This window comes from Exiguobacterium sp. ERU653 (assembly GCF_018617775.1).
Lineage (GTDB): Bacteria > Bacillota > Bacilli > Exiguobacteriales > Exiguobacteriaceae > Exiguobacterium > Exiguobacterium marinum.
The window spans coordinates 264,472-283,096 of sequence record NZ_JACSKV010000002.1 but is presented as its reverse complement, the minus strand read 5'-3'; the positions used below and the strand labels follow the sequence as shown (position 1 = coordinate 283,096).

Sequence of the window (18,625 nt, the reverse complement as noted above, 5' to 3'; positions counted from 1 at the left end):
TCGTCACAGAAACGTAGCATTTCATCGATTCTCCCTCGTTCAAATGATGCGGATATGATATGATGTTAGTTGACGATTTTTGAAGCGAAGGATGGAGTGAGAATTTTGAAAAAAGAATACCGCCTGCAAAAGAATGAAGAGTTCCAAGCGGTGTTTCGCGAAGGACGCTCCGTGGCCAATCGTCAGTTTGTCGTCTACACGCTCAAAGCGGATCAAGCGCATTTCAGAGTGGGCCTTTCCGTCAGTAAAAAGCTTGGCAATGCTGTGGAACGGAACCGTATGAAACGATTGATGCGTGAGTCGCTTCGCTTGCTCGAACCAAACGTTGCACCAAATGATTATGTCATCATCGCCCGGAAGCCTGCGACTGCATTAACGCAGTCGGAAGTGACCGAGAGTTTGAAACACGTATTCAAACGGTCGAAAGTTTGGCAAAAGCAAGGCCGGTGACCATGACAATCTGAATTTGTTCTCTCATATAATCAGAGTCTTATAAGATTGCCCGATCGACGTGTGCGTTAAAAAAGAATTGATAATGAAAGTGTAGGAGGAACTATGAGCAAAAAGCTAAAATTAGGATTACTCGCTGCCATGACTGCGGTCATCATGCTGATGGCAGGCTGTGTGGATCCGTCTACCATCCAAGCCGAACCAGTTACGGCTGACACAGAAGGTTTTTGGTCGAAGTACTTTGTATGGCCGCTCGCATGGCTTTTGAAGGAAGTTGCTTACTTAGTAGGTGGCCCTTGGCAATACGGGATTTCAATCATCATTGCGACAATCATCGTTCGTTTGTTGATTCTCCCACTCATGATCAAGCAGACGAAGAGTATGGGGGCAATGCAAGTGTTGCAACCAGAAATGCTGAAGCTTCGTGAAAAGTACAGCTCGAAAGACCAAGAAACACAACGTAAACTCCAAGAAGAGATGATGAAACTTTATCAAGAGTATCAAATCAACCCGCTCGCAGGGTGTTTGCCAATCTTGATTCAAATGCCAATTCTCTTCGCGTTCTATGATGCGATTCGTCGTACACCTGAGATTTTTGAGGCGAACTTCTTATGGTTTGACCTCGGTGCTCCGGATCCGACATTTGTTTTGCCAATTTTAGCGGCAATCTTGACGTTTGCACAACAAAAAATCTCAATGGCGGGTCAAGAACAGAACCCACAATTGAAGATGATGCTCTATATCTTCCCGGTCATGATCTTTATCATGTCAATCAACCTTCCAGCTGCCCTCTCATTGTACTGGGTAGTCGGATATATCATCTCAATCATCGTCACGATGGCAATCATGCTCCCGATGCGTGAGAAGATGAAGGTAGCAGCAGAAGCGAAAATCGCTGCGAAAGAAGCAGAGCGTGCAGCTCTTGCTGAAGAAGAAAAGAAAAACAAAAAGAAAAAGCGTAAATAATCATTAAGCTGGGTGTCTCATGACACTCAGCTTTTTTTTGTGGGGTTGCGTGTCGATGAGACGGGAATACAGAAAGAAAGGAATAAAAAAAGGAGGTGTAGAAAAATGGAAGCATTCATTCACCGTTTGGAGCGATCGACATTATGGCAAGCTGTCATTTATTTTGTGCTCGGTGTTCTTATTCTGCTGTACCCTCGATTTTTCTTTGATGTTATGGTGTATGTGATTGCTGGATATTTGGCCATTATGGGTATATGGATGGTTTTTCAAGGCATCCGCAGACGACAGGAAGGTTTACCACCATCTTTCTTTATGGGGGTAATTTATTTGATATTGGGGGCGATTGTCTTCTTCTTCGCAGAGACGTTAGCGAGCCTTCTTCCGATTTTAATCGGAGCATTGTTTTTATTTGGTGGAATCATTCGCCTGATTCAAGCGCTTGGATACCGTCAATCAATGGCAGGACGATGGCTCTGGTTTTTGATTGGAAGTATATTGTGGATTGGTGTTGGAATTCTCATGTTGACGAATCCATTTAGCAGTCTGCTCGTCCTGTTCCAACTGTTCGGTGGGATTATCATCGCTATTGCTGTGCTAGAACTCGTTCTCTATTTCACGATTCGCTCGACGAAACGGCAAACACGTTACTAAAGAACAAGCCGCCCTATACACGGGGGCGGCTTGTTTCTCGTTGAATCAACTGTTCCATGAACGGTCCGAATACGTCGTAACCGGGTAATGTCGCGAAGAACGGTTGCTCCTCTTTGAGTCGCTCGATATACATGCGGGCGGCCTTTTCGTGCGAAGCGGGGGTCAATTGGTCATAAAACGAATGTAAATCGATTGTTTGTCGTTGTGCCACATCTTTTAAGCCGAGCGATGCCCGTTCAGGTGTGTGGTGGGCGGCTAACACATATGCGAAATGAACCATCCCTTGCCGAAGCATCTCGGTCGCCCAAATGTCATTGCCTCGATTGCGTGATTTCGTATATTGGAAAAAGAACCAAATCGTATCGAACGCATGCTCACCCGTCGACACATCATCTAACTGCAAAGAACTTTCATGCGCGGAGAGAAGGTGAGCCGGATCATAGAGCACATGAATCGAGTCTTGGTGATTCAACGAATCTATCGTGACGGTGAACAGGTCGACGTGAAGAAAATCACCGTATACGACAATGAGTTGTGGGGCGACGATGTGAATCTCATCTTTCAACAAGATTGGGCGATACGCAAGGAGGTGCTCGAGACGTCTTGACAGGAAGGATATCTCTTCGTCAGGCTGAACCATTACATAGAGGTCCACATCGGAATGTTCATCTTCTTCTCCTCGACCGAACGAACCTTTCATATAGACGGCTTGAACCGCTTCGTCCTGCTTAAGTCGTTCGGTGATAACTTGAATCGCTGCCTGTTGTTTCACATCCATACCCTCTCTTCTATGTAAATATATTCCTTTATTGTACGAAAATAATGGGAAGATTCGCAATGACTTTATTGATGGGCGAACGCTTTCGTTCAAGTCGAATATCGTGTATAGTAGTTTCGTTATGCATATGATAGAAGAAGATGTTTAGGTTTGGAGGGAGAAAGATGCTAGAGTTTGACACGATTACAGCGATTTCGACACCGATGGGTGAAGGTGCTATCGGGATTGTCCGATTATCGGGCGATTTGGCGGTCGAAACGGTGAACAATGTGTTTTCTGGAAAAGACTTAACAACAGTCGATTCACATACCATTCATTATGGAACGTTGAAACGTCCTGAAACGGGCGAGGTCGTAGATGAAGTCATGGTCAGTATTATGCGCGCACCGAAGACGTTCACACGGGAAGATGTCGTCGAGATCAATTGTCACGGAGGCGTCGTGGCAGTCAATCGTGTCCTGGAGCTCATTCTCGATCAATCCGATATCCGCTTAGCAGAACCGGGCGAGTTCACAAAACGCGCCTTTTTGAATGGTCGTATCGATTTATCTCAAGCAGAAGCGGTCATGGACCTGATTCGAGCGAAGACCGATCGGGCGATGAACGTTGCGATGTCTCAAATGGAAGGACGATTATCACGACTCGTTCGTGAGTTACGCCAACAATTACTCGAGACGATTGCGGCAGTCGAGGTCAACATCGACTATCCGGAATATGATGCAGAAGAGATGACACAGGCCATCGTCGAAGAGAAGGCTGGCGAAGTCAAGCACATCCTTGAGCAGTTGCTTGAGACAGCAAAGCAAGGGAAAATCTTACGTGAAGGTTTGGGCACGGCGATTATCGGGCGACCGAACGTCGGAAAGTCCTCACTCATGAATACGCTTGTTCAAGAGACGAAGGCAATTGTCACAGAAATCGCTGGGACGACGCGTGATACGATTGAGGAATACGTCAATGTGAAAGGCGTTCCGCTCAAATTGATCGACACGGCAGGGATTCGGGAAACGGAAGATATCGTGGAACGAATCGGTGTAGAGAAGTCGAGGAAGGCATTGGAAGCTGCGGACTTGGTCCTTCTCGTCTTGAACGGTCATGAAGGATTGACAGTTGAGGATGAGGCGTTGTTTGAAGCGGTCAAAGACATGAATGCCATCATCATCATCAATAAGACGGACTTGCCACAAAACATGGATTCTTCTAAGCTAGAGAAACTAGCGGCAGGACGTCCGATCGTGGCGACGTCGCTCTTACTAGATGAGGGAATCGATGCGCTTGAAGCGGCCATTGCAAACCTCTTCTTCGCAAAAGGCGTCGAGTCGCAGGATATGACATATATCTCGAACGCTCGACACATTCAGTTAATCAAACGAACGATTGGCCAAATTGATGAGGCGCTCGGCAGTGCCGTCATGAATATGCCGATCGATATGGTCCAAATCGATTTACGTCGTGCGTGGGATACGCTCGGTGAAATCAATGGAGATACCGTACAAGAGAGCTTGATTGACCAGCTCTTTTCACAATTTTGTCTTGGGAAATAATAAGGAGGAACGAATATGGCTTATACGGCAGGCGAATTTGACGTCATCGTCATCGGGGCCGGGCACGCAGGGATCGAAGCGGCACTCGCATCGGCTCGAATGGGTGCGAAAACAGCGATGCTGACGATGAACCCGGACATGGTCGGATTCATGTATTGTAACCCGTCAATCGGTGGACCGGCGAAAGGGATCGTCGTACGTGAAATCGATGCGCTCGGTGGTGAGATGGGTCGTGCGATTGACGCGACATACATTCAAATGAAGATGCTCAACACATCGAAAGGTCCGGCGGTACGTGCGTTACGAGCACAGGCGGACAAATTCCAATACCAAAATCATATGAAGAAAGTGCTAGAAGACGAGCCGAATCTACTTCTTCGTCAGGCACTCGTTGAACGCTTGTTGATTGAGGACGGGGTAGTACGCGGCGTGGTAACGAACACGGGTTCAGAATATCGCGCGAAAGCTGTCATCGTCACAACAGGAACGTTCATGCGTGGTCAAATCATCATCGGTGAATTGGCTTATGAAAGCGGTCCGAACAACCAAATGCCATCGGTCGAGCTGTCGAAGCATCTAGAAGAGCTCGGTCTCGACTTGGTTCGATTCAAAACGGGGACACCACCACGAATCGACGGAAAGACAATCGATTACTCGAAGACGGAGATTCAGCCAGGAGACGAGAATCCATCATTCTTCTCGTACACATCGACGGATTTGAACCCAATCGAACAAATTCCATGCTGGCTCACATACACGAGTGAGCGGACGCATCAATTGATTGATGAGAACCTTCATCGTTCACCGATGTATTCGGGCGCAATCAAAGGGACGGGACCGCGTTATTGCCCATCAATCGAAGATAAGGTCGTTCGATTTAACGATAAACCGCGTCACCAAATCTTCTTGGAGCCAGAAGGTCGCGACACAGAAGAAATTTACGTCCAAGGCTTCTCGACGAGTATGCCAGAAGACGTGCAGCATCAAATGCTTCGGACAATCCCAGGTCTTGAAAACTCAGAGATGATGCGTCCGGGTTATGCGATCGAGTACGATGCGGTCGTACCGACTCAACTTTGGCCAACTCTCGAAACAAAAGCAGTCCCAGGTCTCTTCACAGCGGGACAAATCAATGGGACGAGTGGTTATGAAGAAGCGGCCGGACAAGGCATCATGGCGGGAATCAACGCCGCATGCAAAGTGCTCGGTAAAGAGTCTGTCATCTTGGACCGTTCGCAAGCGTATATCGGCGTCTTGATCGATGACCTCGTGACGAAAGGGACGAACGAACCGTATCGGCTACTCACTTCGCGTGCCGAATATCGTCTCTTGTTGCGTCATGACAACGCGGACTTGCGACTTAGCGACATCGGGTATGAGATCGGATTACTTTCAGAAGATCGTCATGCCCACCTCAACGAGAAGCGTGTAGCGATTGAAAAAGAAGTGAAGCGACTTGCGTCACTTGTCGTTAAATCGACACCTGAAGTCAATGCGATGCTCGAATCACTCGGTGCACACCCGCTCAAAGAAGCGACGCATGCCAACATCTTGTTGAAACGTCCGGAAGTATCTTATGAAGCGCTCATGACGGTCGTTCCATCAACAGAAGAATTGTCGTTTGAAGTGAAAGAGCAAGTTGAGATTCAAGTGAAGTATGAAGGCTATATTTCCAAACAGCTTGAACAAGTCGAGAAGATGCGTCGTATGGAAGAAAAACGAATCCCAGAAAACTTGGATTACGATGCAATCGGTGGTCTCGCGACAGAAGCAAAACAAAAACTAAAACAAGTTCGTCCCCTTTCGATCGGACAAGCGTCACGCATCTCAGGCGTAAATCCGGCAGACGTGTCAATCTTGCTCGTCTACATCGAACAAGGACAATACGCAACGGTGGAGTGAAACGATGAACGAATCTCAATTTATTGAAGCGTTACGAGCTGAAGGGTTTGAATTGAATGAGACACAACTCACTCAGTTCAAACGCTACTTCGAAATGCTTGTCGAATGGAACGAAAAAATGAATTTAACAGCCATCACAGATCAGGAAGAAGTGTATTTGAAACACTTTTATGATTCGCTCAGCGCAGCGTTTCACTTCGATTTCACGAAAGTCGAAACGGTATGTGATGTCGGGGCGGGGGCGGGATTCCCGAGTCTTCCTCTTAAAATTTTATTCCCGCACTTACACGTCACAATCATCGATTCATTGAATAAGCGCATCACGTTCTTGAACGAGTTGGCCCTTGCCCTCGGACTAGAAGGTGTCGCTTTCCATCATGGGCGGGCCGAAGAGTTCGGGAAAAATAAAAAGTTCCGTGAACAGTTTGATGTCGTCACAGCGCGTGCGGTTGCCCGCATGACCGTGTTGGCGGAATACTGTTTACCACTCGCGAAAGTAAGCGGAAGCTTCGTCGCGCTTAAAGCGGCCAAGGTTTCTGACGAGATGGCAGATGCCAAAAACGCTTTAGCTGTTCTAGGCGGAAAAGAAAAATCGACACACCAGTTCCTATTGCCAGGAGAGATGAGTGAGCGTAATATCGTAGTTGTAGATAAACTACGAAAAACGCCCGGGAAATATCCGCGTAAAGCGGGGACGCCGGCGAAAGAGCCACTTATCTGATGATGTCGTTTCACGTGAAACAAAAGCAGATTCCAGTGGTGGAGTCTGCTTATTTTTTTACATAAAAAGGGGTGCCCGACGTTGAAGAATAGATTTGCGAAATTGTTCGGTGTGAATCGAAAAGACGAAGTTGCCGTGACTCAGATTGCGGAAGTTCGAGCGGATGACACGGTACAGGAACTCTCGTTATCACGATTACGTCCCAACCGTTACCAACCACGAAAAGTGTTTGAACCGGCTAAAATTGAAGAACTGGCAACGACGATTTCGGAACACGGGCTGCTTCAACCAATCGTGGTCCGAAAGGCAGACGGGGACTGCTATGAAATCATTGCCGGAGAGCGTCGCTTCCGAGCGGTGAAATCTCTCGGTTGGTCAGCAATCCCGGCAATCGTTCGCGATATGGACGATGATACGACAGCCGCACTCGCCCTGATTGAAAACTTGCAGCGTGAGCAGTTGAGCCCAATCGAAGAGGCAGAAGCATACGATCGTTTACTTGCCTTGAACGGCTTGACTCAAGATGCGCTCGCGAAGAGTTTAGGGAAGAGTCAGTCGACGATTGCCAATAAGTTGCGTTTGTTGAAATTACCTGAGGATGTAAAACAGTCGCTTCGCGATCGTCGGATCAATGAACGACATGCGCGTGCACTGCTACCGTTAAAAGAAGAAGGATTACAACTCCAAGTTCTCGCTGAAGTATTGGAGCAAGACTTCAACGTCAAGGAGACGGAAGAGCGAGTCGCCTTTTTGACAACACCAATCGAGGAAGAAAAGCGTAAGCCAAAAAAACAACGTCGTCGGACGAAGAGTTTTGCGCGCGACACGCGAATCGCCATTAACACGATTCGTGACTCAATCGATTTGATTGGGAAAACAGGGATTGATGTCCAAACTGAAGAAGTAGACGAAGAGGAATTTGTTGAAATTCGAATTCGCATCCCGAAAGCGCGGCCTCAAAAATGAGTCCGTGCTTTTTCATACGATGAAGGAGGTTTGTAGATGGAACGATTAGCCTTAAAATTCATTCGCCCAAACCCGAATCAGCCCCGGAAACAATTTGAGGTGGAAAAACTCGAAGAATTGCGTCAATCGATTGAGCGCTACGGGGTATTACAGCCGATTGTCGTTCGAAAAGCGACTGGATACTATGAAATCATCGCCGGAGAAAGGCGATTTCAGGCTGCGAAACTCGCCGGGCAAGAAGACATTCCCGCTTTAATCGTCACGGCCGACTCGGATCGGGTCATGGAACTAGCTTTGATTGAAAACATACAGCGAGCAGACTTGAACGCGATCGAAGAAGCGGTCGCATATGAACAATTGATGAAGACGCTAGGACTGACGCAACAACAGTTGGCAGACCGTGTCGGGAAAAGTAGAAGCCACGTGACGAACAGCTTACGTTTGCTTCGCTTACCGAGTGCGGTTCAGCACGCGGTCATGGTCGGAGATTTAACGATGGGTCATGCGCGGGCCATTACAGGTGTGAAGTCGGAACAATTGATGGAACAGATCGCAAAACGCGTCATCACCGAGCATTGGACGGTCCGACGCCTTGAGCGTTACTTACAAAAAGAGCGCACAGAAAAAAAGACGCTGAAGCAATCGAACGCCGATATCGAAGCGGTCGAAGCGGTGCTTGCAGAGCGTCTTCAAATGGATGTATCGATTCGCCCACGCAGAAAAGGGGGCGTCCTCGAGTTGAAGTATTTTTCACAAGACGACTTGGAACAATTGTTGACGTTATTATCACCTCAAGACTTTGACTCGTCCCGTGACTGACGAAGTCGTGTGATGGCGGCCTCTTCATGATGAAGACGTCCGATGCGTGCATCAAAGTCGACGAACCCGTCTGTAATGAAGCGTGCGAGTTCATAAACGAGATGAAGGCGGGTATTCTGCAAAATCATCATTTCCATGAACCCGCTCACGTTTACGACGGCTTTTATATTATAAGCGCCTACTGCCGGAAGTTCTTTTTGAACACCCGCGCCAGGGGCAAGTGGCCCTTCTGAGAAAAAGACATACCCGACACTCGACAAACGACCGAGGCAAGCATCAATAGCAATAATGAGCGGCTGATGAAAGCGTGTTTGAATCTCATGCAACGTTTCCACCAAGTTAAGCGCATGTACGGGCTTGGTTAACGTGCCGTAAACGTGTAAATTCCGGATGTGACGTTCTTCCAAGAACGTCCCGACGAGGGGACCGAGAGAATCACCGGTCGAACGGTCCGAACCGATGCAAACAAGGACGATGGGGCGATGGGCTTCATTGGCCAACTGTTCATGAAGCTGGTCCGCAAGCAGTCTGGATCCACTCCGCTCAGTGTGTTCAATGAAGAAGGAGTATGGTTTATGAGGTTTTAAGCGAAACGGCATGAATCTCATCCTCTCTTCTAAGCTGCCTATTCCTAGTTGCGATGGGGGATTGATCTCGTATTAAACCATTCCCAAAAGTGGAAAACATCTAAACTTCCGAATGCAGTGTTTGAGAAAAGTCACGAAATGTGTTTTGATGATTTAGAATCTACGACTTTTGAGGTGAAAAGATGGCTTCGCAAAATACAGAAAAAGATTTAAACACGGTTGCGGATGAAACGATTGATAGCGTGAACCGATTCGTGGAATATTTCAAAGATACGGACATGTGGATTGGGCTTGGGATTAAACTCGCCGGTGTGGCGCTCATTATCCTTGGTTTATACATCGCGACAAGAATCTTGACCACGATGGTGGAACGCGTGTTTACGCTCCGAAAAATAAAAGAAAATGACATTGTCGCACAACGACAGAACGAAACGTTATTGAAACTGGCACAAAATACGATTCGTTATGTCATCGGATTGATCATGGTCCTGACGGTGCTTGGGCAATTCGGCGTAAATATTGCCGGGTTGATTGCTTCGGCCGGTGTGGCAGGTCTCGCTATTTCATTTGGTGCCCAAAGTTTGGTGAAAGACGTCATCACCGGTGCGTTCATCATTTTCGAAAACCAGTATAAAAATGGGGATTACGTCAGCTTGAACCAAGAAGTTGAAGGGATCGTCATCGAAGTCGGCATCCGGACGACAAAGTTAAAAGGATTGAACGGACAAGTATCCATTATTCCGAACGGACAGATCATGCAAGTGACGAACTACTCACTTGAAAACAGTGTGGCGGTCGTCGATGTTGGTGTTGCTTATGAAGAAGACATGGAACGCGTTGAATCGGCGATTAAAGAAATCGCAAAAGAAGTTGAGGCAAAATATCATGACCTCTTCATCGAACCGATTACCCTTGCTGGCGTGCAATCGCTCGGGGCTTCAGAGGTCGTCTATCGCTTGATGGCAGAAGTACCACCGACCCAACATTTCACAGCCGGCCGGATTCTGCATAAAGAATTGAAAGCCGGATTCGACAAACGCAATATTGAAATTCCGTACCCACGTACGGTTATGTTACCCCCTAACCCGACTCCTAAAGGAGGAGAAGTAGAAAATGCACAGTAAAACTTATGCGTTGAACGATATTGTGGAAATGAAAAAACCACATGCCTGCAAGACGAATCGCTGGCAAATCACACGTGTAGGGATGGACATTCGCATCAAATGTCAAGGTTGTGGAGCAAGTGTGCTCATGCAACGCCGGGACTTTGATAAGCGATTCAAGAAAGTGCTTGAGCAAGGCAACGCCGCGGAATAAGCGGCGTTTTTCTTTAGGTTATGAACGTGAGTTGCGGTTTAATCGTGGACTATCTATAATTGTGAAGGATGTGACGGTGTGGTGTACTGAATGTACCCACTCCACAGACGGTTTAACATTTCCCGGGAAACACCGGATGAGGAGGAACTATTAGTGGGATTAACAGCAGGAATTGTCGGATTGCCAAACGTCGGGAAATCGACATTGTTTAATGCGATTACACAAGCAGGAGTCGAAGCGGCTAACTATCCGTTCGCGACGATCGACCCGAATGTCGGCGTCGTAGAAGTACCAGATGCACGCCTTGATCGATTGACAGAACTCGTCAAACCAAAAAAGACGGTTCCAACAGCGTTTGAATTTACAGATATCGCCGGAATCGTTAAAGGGGCTTCAAAAGGTGAAGGACTCGGAAACAAGTTCTTAGCGAATATTCGCGAAGTCGATGCAATCTGCCAAGTCGTTCGTTGTTTTGAAGATGAGAACATCACGCACGTCGCGGGTCGTGTCTCACCAATAGACGATATTACGACAATTAACCTTGAATTGATTTTAGCCGACCTCGAGTTAGTTGAAAAACGGATCACGCGTGTTCAAAAAATGGTCAAATCAAAAGATAAAGGTGCCGCACAAGAACTCGAGGCACTTGAAATCGTGCAAGCCGTCTTAGAAGAAGAACGTCCTGCCCGTGTCGCAGAGCTCACGGATGACCAATTGGCAATCGTGAAGCACTTCCAACTATTGACGATGAAACCGATGTTGTACGTGGCAAACGTCAGTGAAGAAGAAGTAGCGGATGCGGATGCAAACGAACATGTTCAAGCCGTCCGTGATCACGCGACAACAGAAGGGGCGCAAGTGATTGTCATCTGTGCACGCATCGAAGAAGAAATTTCAGAACTCGAACCTGAAGAACGTCTTGAGTTCTTACAAGATCTCGGCATCGAAGAGTCTGGACTCGATCAATTGATTCGTGCGGCTTATTCGACACTCGGTCTTGCAACGTACTTCACTGCAGGTGAAAAAGAAGTTCGTGCTTGGACGTTCAAACAAGGGATGAAAGCACCACAGTGTGCTGGTGTCATCCACTCAGACTTCGAACGGGGCTTTATTCGTGCCGAAGTCGTCTCATATGACGATCTTTCAACGGCTGGCAATATGACGATGGTAAAAGAACAAGGGAAACTTCGTTCTGAAGGAAAAGAATACGTCTTCCAAGACGGCGATGTTGTCACATTCCGTTTCAACGTATAAGTTGATTTTCGGAAACGTATTGTAAAAGTTAAGTAAGTTTGATAGTATATTATGACGTGAGTAAAACAATTGTTTGCTCCTTGCTCCTGCAATTGGTAGGGGCCGCTAGTCCAAGAGGAGGTGAAAGATAATGCGTAAATACGAACTTCTTTACATTATCCGTCCATCAGTTGATGAGGAAGCGAAGAAAGCTTTAATCGAACGCTTCAACAACGTCATCACTGAAAACGGTGGTACTGTTGAAAAAACAACAGACATGGGTAAACGTCGTCTCGCTTATGAAATCAACAAGATGCGTGAAGGACACTACGTTCTTCTTAACATCGTTGCTGAACCTAAAGCGATCCAAGAAACAGAGCGTCTCATGAAGATCTCTGACGACGTTGTCCGTCAAATGACAACAAAAGACGAGCGTTAATCCTTAACGTTTCGTATCGTGAAAGGGGATCTTGGAGATGATTAACCGAGTTGTGTTAGTTGGTCGATTGACTCGCGATCCGGAAATGCGTTATACGCAGAGCGGAATCGCCGTAACACGCTTTACTCTCGCTTGCGATCGTCCATTTGCTGGGCAGGATGGGAAGCGCGAGACGGACTTTATTGATTGTGTCGTTTGGCGCAAACAAGCAGAGAACGTAGCACAATACTTGAAAAAGGGCAGCATGGCCGGCGTTGACGGTCGCCTTCAAATCAGTAGTTACGAAGGACAAGATGGCCAACGTCGTTACCGGGCAGAAGTAGTCGCCGACAGCGTACGCTTCCTTGAACCACGCGGAGCTTCAGGGCAACGTGAGCAAGCACCATCTGGAGATGTCTTCAGTGGTGGTGAGTCAAGTGGATCAGGATGGGGCGCAGGAGCTGCTTCGACTTCATCTCAGTCCTCAAACCAGTCTTCAAATAAAGGTTTTGATGCAGATCCGTTCTCGGGTGGCAACAAAATTGACTTGTCAGATGATGATTTGCCATTCTAATCATCGTTGACATGAAAAACTAACTTATAAAGGAGGTCTTCACATGGCACGTCGTCCAGGAGGTCGTCGTCGTCGTAAAGTATGTTTCTTTACGTCGAACAACATCACTCATATCGATTATAAAGACGTAGAATTACTCAAACGCTTCGTTTCAGAGCGTGGTAAAATTCTTCCACGTCGTGTGACTGGTACTTCAGCGAAATACCAACGTCCACTTACTGTCGCTATCAAGCGTTCACGTCAAATGGCTTTGCTTCCATACGTTGCAGAGTAATGTTTGACGAACGACTTATCCTTTTGGATAAGTCGTTTTTTTGTATTTCATCTCGTCTGTAAGTGTGTAAGTGAAACCGACGAATATGGTATGATAGAGCAGAAACCTTTACGATTCCATGGGTGAACATTACTCATTTTAGGAGGCATACATGCACAGTGGTGAAGCATTAACATCCGTGAAGAACCAATACGCGCGTCACATGGTTCCATATGTGATTGGAGTCCTTGTCTCGTTAGGATTGGCGTTCTACAATATTGTGGCGGCAATCACCCTGTTTATGGGCACGCTGATTTTCTTCATCTATCAGCAAGTAACAATGCGACGGGAGCGTAAAAATTGGGAACAGTATGTCCTCTCACTCTCTCATCAAATCGAAGAGGTCGGGAAAGAAGCGTTGACGACGATGCCGATTGGAATTTTAGTCTTTGATCAAGACCGGCGCATCAGTTGGTTTAACGAACAATCGCGATTGATCTTCGAACTCGATATGGCGATTGGAGTCCCGCTCGACGCGCTCCATTCTGCATTCGCTGAATTGATTGAAGAGGAAGAGGATGAAGCCACGATTGAAGTAGGCGATCGTGTCTACCGCGTCTACTACAATCAAATACATCAAACCCTTTATTTATTTGACATGACCGAGGAAGCAGAAATTGAGCAAAAGTATGTGCAATCGCAAACAGTCATTGGTATTTTGTACTTGGATAACTATGATGAGATGTCGACTGCGGTGGATGAACAAGTGCGTAGTGAGATCAATCGTCGTGTGACGGTACTTCTCAATCAATGGGCACAGCAGCATCACATCTACATGCGCCGTACAGCGGCGGATCGCTTTTTCCTCGTCATGAACGAGCGAACGTTATCTGAACTTGAAAACAACAGATTCTCAATTTTAGATGAAGTACGTGAAGCGACGAAAGAGCAGAGGATCCCGTTGACGTTATCGATCGGGATTGGATGTGGAGAGACAACGCTAACGGAGCTCGGCAACTTATCTCAGTCAAGTCTAGACCTCGGACTTGGTCGTGGTGGTGACCAGGCTGTTGTCAAACGTCACAACGGAAAAGTACGTTTCTTCGGAGGGAAGACAAACCCGACCGAAAAGCGGACGCGCGTCCGGGCACGTGTCATCTCGAACTCGATGCGTGACTTGATTCGAGAATCGAGTCGTGTTCTCATAATGGGACATAAAAATCCAGATATGGACTCACTCGGGGCGTCCATCGGGATTATGAAATTGGCTGAGTTTGTCGGACGTGAGGCGTATGTCGTGATTCCGTCTGGCGAAACGAGTATCGGAATTCAACGCCTCGTCCAAGAAGTAGAGAACGATGACGCGTTGATTAGCCAGTTCCTAACCGAATATGAAGCACAACCCCTCATTGATGAGCAGACGCTTCTCGTCGTCGTCGATACACACCGTCCATCGCTCGTCATTTCAAAAGATATTCTCTACCGAGCGGAACGAGTCGTCGTCATCGACCATCACCGTCGCGGGGAAGAGTTTATCGAAGATCCGGTCCTCGTTTATATGGAGCCATACGCGTCATCAACATGTGAACTTGTCACGGAGCTGATTGAGTATCAGGCGGGAAGCCGCAAGCTTTCCATTTTGGAAGCGACATCGCTTCTTGCAGGAATCATGGTCGACACGAAAGGATTTACGCTCCGAACAGGCTCGCGTACGTTTGACGCGGCATCTTTCTTACGAATTCAAGGGGCGGATACGGTTCTCGTACAGCATTTTATGCGCCAGGACCTCGATGCTTATATCGAGCAGTCTCAGATTTTGAGAAACACCGAAATTTATGCAGGCGGCATGGCGATTGCGGTCGCTTCTGACGATGAGGCGCATCATCAAGTGTTGATTGCCCAATCGGCAGACCAACTGTTAAATATGGAAGGCGTGAAAGCATCATTCGTCATCGCGATTTTACCGGATGGACGAACAGGGATTAGCGCAAGATCCCTCGGTGACGTCAATGTTCAAGTCATCATGGAAATGCTTGATGGTGGTGGACATTTGACGAATGCGGCGACGCAGCTCGAAGTGAGTCGCGAACAAGCGAATGCCATGTTGAAAGAGGCAATCGATCATTATGTAACAGATGAAACTGAAGGAGAGGAATTAGAATGAAAGTCATTTTGAAAGTAGATGTAAAAGGGCAAGGAAAAGCTGGAGAAGTGAAAAATGTGGCAGACGCTTACGCGAAAAATGTCTTGTTCAAGAAAAATTTGGCGGTAGAAGCGACACCTGGGAACCTAAAAGCGTTCGCAGCGAAAGAACGTCGTGCCGAAGAGGCCGCAGAAGAAGAGTTGAACGAAGCGAAACAACTAAAAGAGAAGCTTGAAAAAGAGACGATCGCCGTCACGACGAAAGCAGGGGAAGGCGGTCGCGTGTTCGGGTCAGTCACAAGCAAACAAATCGCGGATGCCCTTAAAACAATGGGCTACAAGATTGATAAGCGTAAAATTGAACTCGAGCACCCAATCAAGGCGCTCGGCTTCACGAAAGTGCCTGTGAAGTTGCACCATGACGTCGTCGCGACGTTGAACGTACATGTACAAGAAGCTTGAAGGTGAGGTAGAGACGGATGAGTGATGCGATTCAAGTCAATACACCACCGCATAGCGTGGAAGCGGAGCAAGCCGTCTTAGGGGCAATCATCCTCGATTCGGATCGGTTGATCACGGCCTCAGAGCGCGTCGACCCGGACGACTTTTATCGTGTCAGCCACCAACGCATCTTTGAAGCGATGTTAAAGATCAATGACCGGGGCGAACTCGTCGACTTAGTCACGCTCAGTTCAGAGTTACAGGCTCAAGGCATTCTTGACGAAATCGGCGGTCTCAACTATTTGGCAGAAGTCGCTGAATCTGTACCGGCCATTGGAAACATCGGCTATTACTTGAACGTCGTCGACCAAAAAGCGGCACTCCGTCGCCTGATTCGAACAGCGACCAATATCGTGTCAGACGGTTATGAGCGCCAAGATGAGGTCGATTCCGTGCTGTCAGATGCCGAACGGAATATTTTAAAAGTATCGCAGCGAAAAGGACAATCGAGTTTCCATCCAATCGGATCGGTTCTCTCGGATGCATATTCAACGATTGAAAAACTACATCAGTCGAGTGGTGAAATCACTGGAATTGCGACCGGCTTCACCGATTTGGATAAGATGACGGCCGGTTTCCAACGAAACGATTTGATTATCGTGGCCGCTCGTCCATCTGTCGGGAAGACCGCGTTCGCTTTGAACATCTCGCAAAACGTTGCCGTCCGTACGGGCGAGAACGTCGCCATCTTCAGTTTGGAGATGGGTGCCGAGCAACTCGTTATGCGTATGTTGTGTGCGGAAGGGAACATCGATGCCCAGCGTCTCCGGACCGGTCGTCTCGAAGCAGAAGACTGGGGCCGTCTGTCACTCGCAATGTCGTCGCTTTCGCAAGCAGGCATCTACATCGACGATACGCCGGGTCTCCGTGTCAACGAGATTCGAGCGAAGTGTCGTCGTTTGAAACAGGAGTACGGCCTCGGGATGATTATGATTGACTACTTGCAGCTCATCGTCGGGAACGGGAAACCGGGCGAGAACCGCCAACAAGAAGTATCGGAGATCTCGCGTACGCTCAAAGCGATTGCGCGGGAACTGCAAGTACCGGTTATCGCCTTGTCACAGCTCTCGCGTGGCGTAGAGAGTCGTCAAGACAAGCGACCGATGATGTCGGATATCCGGGAATCGGGAGCGATCGAGCAGGATGCCGATATCGTCGCCTTCCTCTATCGTGATGACTATTACGATAAAGAGAGTGAAGACGCCAATACGATTGAGATCATCATTGCGAAACAACGTAACGGTCCGACCGGTACGGTCAAGCTCTCCTTCCGGAAAGAGTATAACAAGTTCGTCAATATGGAGACACAAGCCTTCGCACCACCGATGTAACGTCGGTGGTGTCTTTTTTTTAATAGGTGATTTAAAAAATAACGAACGAATAGTTACATCTTATATAAAACGTTCGGTATTAGATTGACTTTCTCACTTTTCAAGTGTACACTTACGGATGGTTTGAACAGAACGTTGATTAATAAGGAGGATTCATTATGTCATCAGTAGTCGTAGTGGGAACGCAGTGGGGCGATGAAGGAAAAGGAAAGATCACCGATTTCTTATCGAAACAAGCCGAAGTCGTCGCGCGTTATCAAGGGGGAGACAACGCTGGTCACACGATCGTCTTCAATGATACGAAATATAAACTTCACCTCATTCCGTCTGGGATCTTCTATTCGGACAAAACGTGTGTCATCGGAAACGGAATGGTCGTCAACCCGAAATCACTCGTGACCGAACTCGCTTACTTACATGAGCGCGGTGTGAGCACGGATAACCTTCGGATCTCGAACCGGGCGCACATCATCTTGCCGTATCACCAGCTTCAAGACCGTCTAGAGGAAGACGCAAAAGGTGACGCAAAAGTCGGTACGACGCTCAAAGGAATCGGTCCGGCATACATGGATAAGGCGGCACGTATCGGGCTTCGCATCGCTGACCTTCTTGATAAAGAAGTGTTTGCGGAGAAACTAAAGACCGTGCTTGAGTTGAAAAACCGCATGTTCGTGAAAATGTATGAGGTCGACCCGATCGAGTTTGATGATATCTTTGAAGAGTACTATGCGTATGGCCAACAGTTCGCTAAATACGTGTGTGATACATCGGTCGTCTTAAACGATGCACTCGACGAAGAAAAGAAAGTTCTCTTTGAAGGGGCACAAGGGGTCCTTCTCGATATCGACCACGGAACGTACCCGTTCGTCACATCGTCGAACGCCGCGTCAGGTGGCGTATCGAGCGGTGCCGGAATCGGACCATCGAAGATTCATCACGTGGTCGGTGTCTGTAAAGCATACACGTCACGTGTCGGTGACGGTCCGTTCCCGACAGAACTTGACGATGAGATCGGCCATACGATCCGTGAAGTCGGTAAAGAGTACGGGACAACAACAGGTCGTCCCCGTCGTGTCGGCTGGTTCGACTCGGTTGTCGTACGTCACTCACGTCGTGTCAGTGGAATCACAGATCTTTGCCTCAACTCCATCGATGTATTGACAGGTCTTGAGACGCTCAAGATTTGCACATCGTATGAGTACGAAGGGAAGCATCTTGATGAGTACCCGCCGAACTTCCGCGTCCTCGAGAAGTGTGTACCAGTATACGAAGAACTTCCGGGTTGGACAGAAGACATCACGGGTGTCCGCAACTTCGATGACCTTCCGAAGAATGCACAGCGTTACGTACGTCGCATCGAAGAATTGACAGGAATCGAATTGTTGACGTTCTCGGTCGGACCGGCTCGTGAACAGACGGTTATCTTGCGTGATATTTACGAAGCATAAGAAAGGGAGCCATCGGGCTCTCTT

The 18,625-nt window shown here is 47.7% G+C and carries 20 protein-coding genes; 18 read left to right on the top strand and 2 right to left on the bottom strand.

From position 1 onward, the window contains the following. Window positions 1-105: 105 nt before the first annotated feature. The 3 genes from rnpA to KNO95_RS11400 all read left to right on the top strand — a co-directional run bounded on the left by rnpA (window position 106) and on the right by KNO95_RS11400 (window position 2,067). Window positions 106-450, top strand: a complete 345-nt coding sequence (rnpA, locus tag KNO95_RS11410) for a ribonuclease P protein component (protein ID WP_214700767.1) — start codon at window positions 106-108, stop codon at window positions 448-450. Between the two features lie 105 nt (window positions 451-555). Beyond that, window positions 556-1,416, top strand: coding sequence for a membrane protein insertase YidC (gene yidC, locus KNO95_RS11405; RefSeq protein WP_026824740.1), 861 nt, complete (start codon window positions 556-558; stop codon window positions 1,414-1,416). Window positions 1,417-1,521: 105 nt separating this feature from the next. Then, window positions 1,522-2,067 (top strand): HdeD family acid-resistance protein, encoded by a 546-nt coding sequence (locus KNO95_RS11400; RefSeq protein ID WP_214879054.1) that lies wholly within the window; start codon window positions 1,522-1,524, stop codon window positions 2,065-2,067. Between the two features lie 13 nt (window positions 2,068-2,080). Here the strand turns inward: KNO95_RS11400 and KNO95_RS11395 are convergent, their stop codons facing one another. Further along, entirely contained in the window at window positions 2,081-2,845 is a 765-nt protein-coding gene (locus KNO95_RS11395) for a nucleotidyltransferase domain-containing protein (RefSeq protein WP_251129397.1), read from the bottom strand. A 164-nt stretch (window positions 2,846-3,009) separates the two neighbouring features. Here KNO95_RS11395 and mnmE point away from each other — a divergent pair, with 164 nt between their 5' ends. The 5 genes from mnmE to KNO95_RS11370 all read left to right on the top strand — a co-directional run bounded on the left by mnmE (window position 3,010) and on the right by KNO95_RS11370 (window position 8,797). Beyond that, on the top strand, window positions 3,010-4,389 hold the full coding sequence (mnmE, locus tag KNO95_RS11390; protein WP_026824737.1) for a tRNA uridine-5-carboxymethylaminomethyl(34) synthesis GTPase MnmE: 1,380 nt from the start codon (window positions 3,010-3,012) through the stop codon (window positions 4,387-4,389). A gap of 15 nt (window positions 4,390-4,404) precedes the next feature. Then, window positions 4,405-6,291 (top strand): tRNA uridine-5-carboxymethylaminomethyl(34) synthesis enzyme MnmG, encoded by a 1,887-nt coding sequence (gene mnmG, locus KNO95_RS11385; protein ID WP_026824736.1) that lies wholly within the window; start codon window positions 4,405-4,407, stop codon window positions 6,289-6,291. 4 nt (window positions 6,292-6,295) lie between these two features. Next, complete coding sequence (rsmG, locus tag KNO95_RS11380) at window positions 6,296-7,012, top strand: 16S rRNA (guanine(527)-N(7))-methyltransferase RsmG (RefSeq protein WP_214879052.1); 717 nt, start codon at window positions 6,296-6,298, stop codon at window positions 7,010-7,012. Window positions 7,013-7,093: 81 nt separating this feature from the next. Then, complete coding sequence (noc, locus tag KNO95_RS11375; RefSeq protein ID WP_015880224.1) at window positions 7,094-7,978, top strand: nucleoid occlusion protein; 885 nt, start codon at window positions 7,094-7,096, stop codon at window positions 7,976-7,978. Between the two features lie 36 nt (window positions 7,979-8,014). Next, window positions 8,015-8,797 carry a ParB/RepB/Spo0J family partition protein gene (locus KNO95_RS11370; RefSeq protein ID WP_214703532.1) on the top strand — a complete coding sequence of 261 codons (783 nt, stop codon included), beginning with the start codon at window positions 8,015-8,017 and terminating at the stop codon, window positions 8,795-8,797. Here the strand turns inward: KNO95_RS11370 and yyaC are convergent. Beyond that, window positions 8,770-9,396 (bottom strand): spore protease YyaC, encoded by a 627-nt coding sequence (gene yyaC / locus KNO95_RS11365; protein ID WP_026824733.1) that lies wholly within the window; start codon window positions 9,394-9,396, stop codon window positions 8,770-8,772. The genes KNO95_RS11370 and yyaC overlap by 28 nt on opposite strands. 170 nt (window positions 9,397-9,566) lie before the next feature. Between yyaC and KNO95_RS11360 the strand changes: the two genes are divergently transcribed. The 10 genes from KNO95_RS11360 to KNO95_RS11315 all read left to right on the top strand — a co-directional run bounded on the left by KNO95_RS11360 (window position 9,567) and on the right by KNO95_RS11315 (window position 18,601). Next, window positions 9,567-10,508 carry a mechanosensitive ion channel family protein gene (locus KNO95_RS11360; RefSeq protein ID WP_051545930.1) on the top strand — a complete coding sequence of 314 codons (942 nt, stop codon included), beginning with the start codon at window positions 9,567-9,569 and terminating at the stop codon, window positions 10,506-10,508. Continuing rightward, a complete protein-coding gene (locus KNO95_RS11355) occupies window positions 10,498-10,701 on the top strand; it encodes a DUF951 domain-containing protein (protein ID WP_026824731.1) in 204 nt (67 codons plus the stop codon). Before KNO95_RS11360 ends, KNO95_RS11355 begins: the two co-directional genes overlap by 11 nt. A gap of 153 nt (window positions 10,702-10,854) precedes the next feature. Next, a complete protein-coding gene (gene ychF / locus KNO95_RS11350; protein WP_026824730.1) occupies window positions 10,855-11,955 on the top strand; it encodes a redox-regulated ATPase YchF in 1,101 nt (366 codons plus the stop codon). 130 nt (window positions 11,956-12,085) lie between these two features. Beyond that, window positions 12,086-12,373 (top strand): 30S ribosomal protein S6, encoded by a 288-nt coding sequence (gene rpsF, locus KNO95_RS11345; protein ID WP_026824729.1) that lies wholly within the window; start codon window positions 12,086-12,088, stop codon window positions 12,371-12,373. A 37-nt stretch (window positions 12,374-12,410) separates the two neighbouring features. Next, window positions 12,411-12,926 carry a single-stranded DNA-binding protein gene (gene ssb / locus KNO95_RS11340; protein WP_026824728.1) on the top strand — a complete coding sequence of 172 codons (516 nt, stop codon included), beginning with the start codon at window positions 12,411-12,413 and terminating at the stop codon, window positions 12,924-12,926. Window positions 12,927-12,969: 43 nt separating this feature from the next. Beyond that, a complete protein-coding gene (gene rpsR / locus KNO95_RS11335) occupies window positions 12,970-13,200 on the top strand; it encodes a 30S ribosomal protein S18 (RefSeq protein ID WP_015880232.1) in 231 nt (76 codons plus the stop codon). A gap of 151 nt (window positions 13,201-13,351) precedes the next feature. Further along, on the top strand, window positions 13,352-15,343 hold the full coding sequence (locus tag KNO95_RS11330; protein ID WP_214703533.1) for a DHH family phosphoesterase: 1,992 nt from the start codon (window positions 13,352-13,354) through the stop codon (window positions 15,341-15,343). Further along, window positions 15,340-15,783 (top strand): 50S ribosomal protein L9, encoded by a 444-nt coding sequence (rplI, locus tag KNO95_RS11325; RefSeq protein ID WP_214700773.1) that lies wholly within the window; start codon window positions 15,340-15,342, stop codon window positions 15,781-15,783. The genes KNO95_RS11330 and rplI overlap by 4 nt, the downstream gene beginning before the upstream one ends. A gap of 17 nt (window positions 15,784-15,800) precedes the next feature. After that, window positions 15,801-17,153, top strand: coding sequence for a replicative DNA helicase (gene dnaB, locus KNO95_RS11320; protein WP_026824725.1), 1,353 nt, complete (start codon window positions 15,801-15,803; stop codon window positions 17,151-17,153). Window positions 17,154-17,311: 158 nt separating this feature from the next. Beyond that, window positions 17,312-18,601 carry an adenylosuccinate synthase gene (locus tag KNO95_RS11315; protein WP_026824724.1) on the top strand — a complete coding sequence of 430 codons (1,290 nt, stop codon included), beginning with the start codon at window positions 17,312-17,314 and terminating at the stop codon, window positions 18,599-18,601. Window positions 18,602-18,625 lie beyond the last annotated feature (24 nt).

What these genes read in the sequence shown, in the direction of transcription:
- yidC (WP_026824740.1), top strand. Translation starts at nt 556, where the DNA reads ATGAGCAAAAAGCTAAAATTAGGATTACTCGCTGCCATGACTGCGGTC.
- KNO95_RS11400 (WP_214879054.1), top strand. Translation starts at nt 1,522, where the DNA reads ATGGAAGCATTCATTCACCGTTTGGAGCGATCGACATTATGGCAAGCT.
- KNO95_RS11395 (WP_251129397.1), bottom strand. Translation starts at nt 2,845, where the DNA reads ATGGATGTGAAACAACAGGCAGCGATTCAAGTTATCACCGAACGACTT.
- mnmE (WP_026824737.1), top strand. Translation starts at nt 3,010, where the DNA reads ATGCTAGAGTTTGACACGATTACAGCGATTTCGACACCGATGGGTGAA.
- mnmG (WP_026824736.1), top strand. Translation starts at nt 4,405, where the DNA reads ATGGCTTATACGGCAGGCGAATTTGACGTCATCGTCATCGGGGCCGGG.
- rsmG (WP_214879052.1), top strand. Translation starts at nt 6,296, where the DNA reads ATGAACGAATCTCAATTTATTGAAGCGTTACGAGCTGAAGGGTTTGAA.
- KNO95_RS11370 (WP_214703532.1), top strand. Translation starts at nt 8,015, where the DNA reads ATGGAACGATTAGCCTTAAAATTCATTCGCCCAAACCCGAATCAGCCC.
- yyaC (WP_026824733.1), bottom strand. Translation starts at nt 9,396, where the DNA reads ATGCCGTTTCGCTTAAAACCTCATAAACCATACTCCTTCTTCATTGAA.
- KNO95_RS11360 (WP_051545930.1), top strand. Translation starts at nt 9,567, where the DNA reads ATGGCTTCGCAAAATACAGAAAAAGATTTAAACACGGTTGCGGATGAA.
- KNO95_RS11355 (WP_026824731.1), top strand. Translation starts at nt 10,498, where the DNA reads ATGCACAGTAAAACTTATGCGTTGAACGATATTGTGGAAATGAAAAAA.
- rpsF (WP_026824729.1), top strand. Translation starts at nt 12,086, where the DNA reads ATGCGTAAATACGAACTTCTTTACATTATCCGTCCATCAGTTGATGAG.
- ssb (WP_026824728.1), top strand. Translation starts at nt 12,411, where the DNA reads ATGATTAACCGAGTTGTGTTAGTTGGTCGATTGACTCGCGATCCGGAA.
- rpsR (WP_015880232.1), top strand. Translation starts at nt 12,970, where the DNA reads ATGGCACGTCGTCCAGGAGGTCGTCGTCGTCGTAAAGTATGTTTCTTT.
- KNO95_RS11330 (WP_214703533.1), top strand. Translation starts at nt 13,352, where the DNA reads ATGCACAGTGGTGAAGCATTAACATCCGTGAAGAACCAATACGCGCGT.
- rplI (WP_214700773.1), top strand. Translation starts at nt 15,340, where the DNA reads ATGAAAGTCATTTTGAAAGTAGATGTAAAAGGGCAAGGAAAAGCTGGA.
- dnaB (WP_026824725.1), top strand. Translation starts at nt 15,801, where the DNA reads ATGAGTGATGCGATTCAAGTCAATACACCACCGCATAGCGTGGAAGCG.
- KNO95_RS11315 (WP_026824724.1), top strand. Translation starts at nt 17,312, where the DNA reads ATGTCATCAGTAGTCGTAGTGGGAACGCAGTGGGGCGATGAAGGAAAA.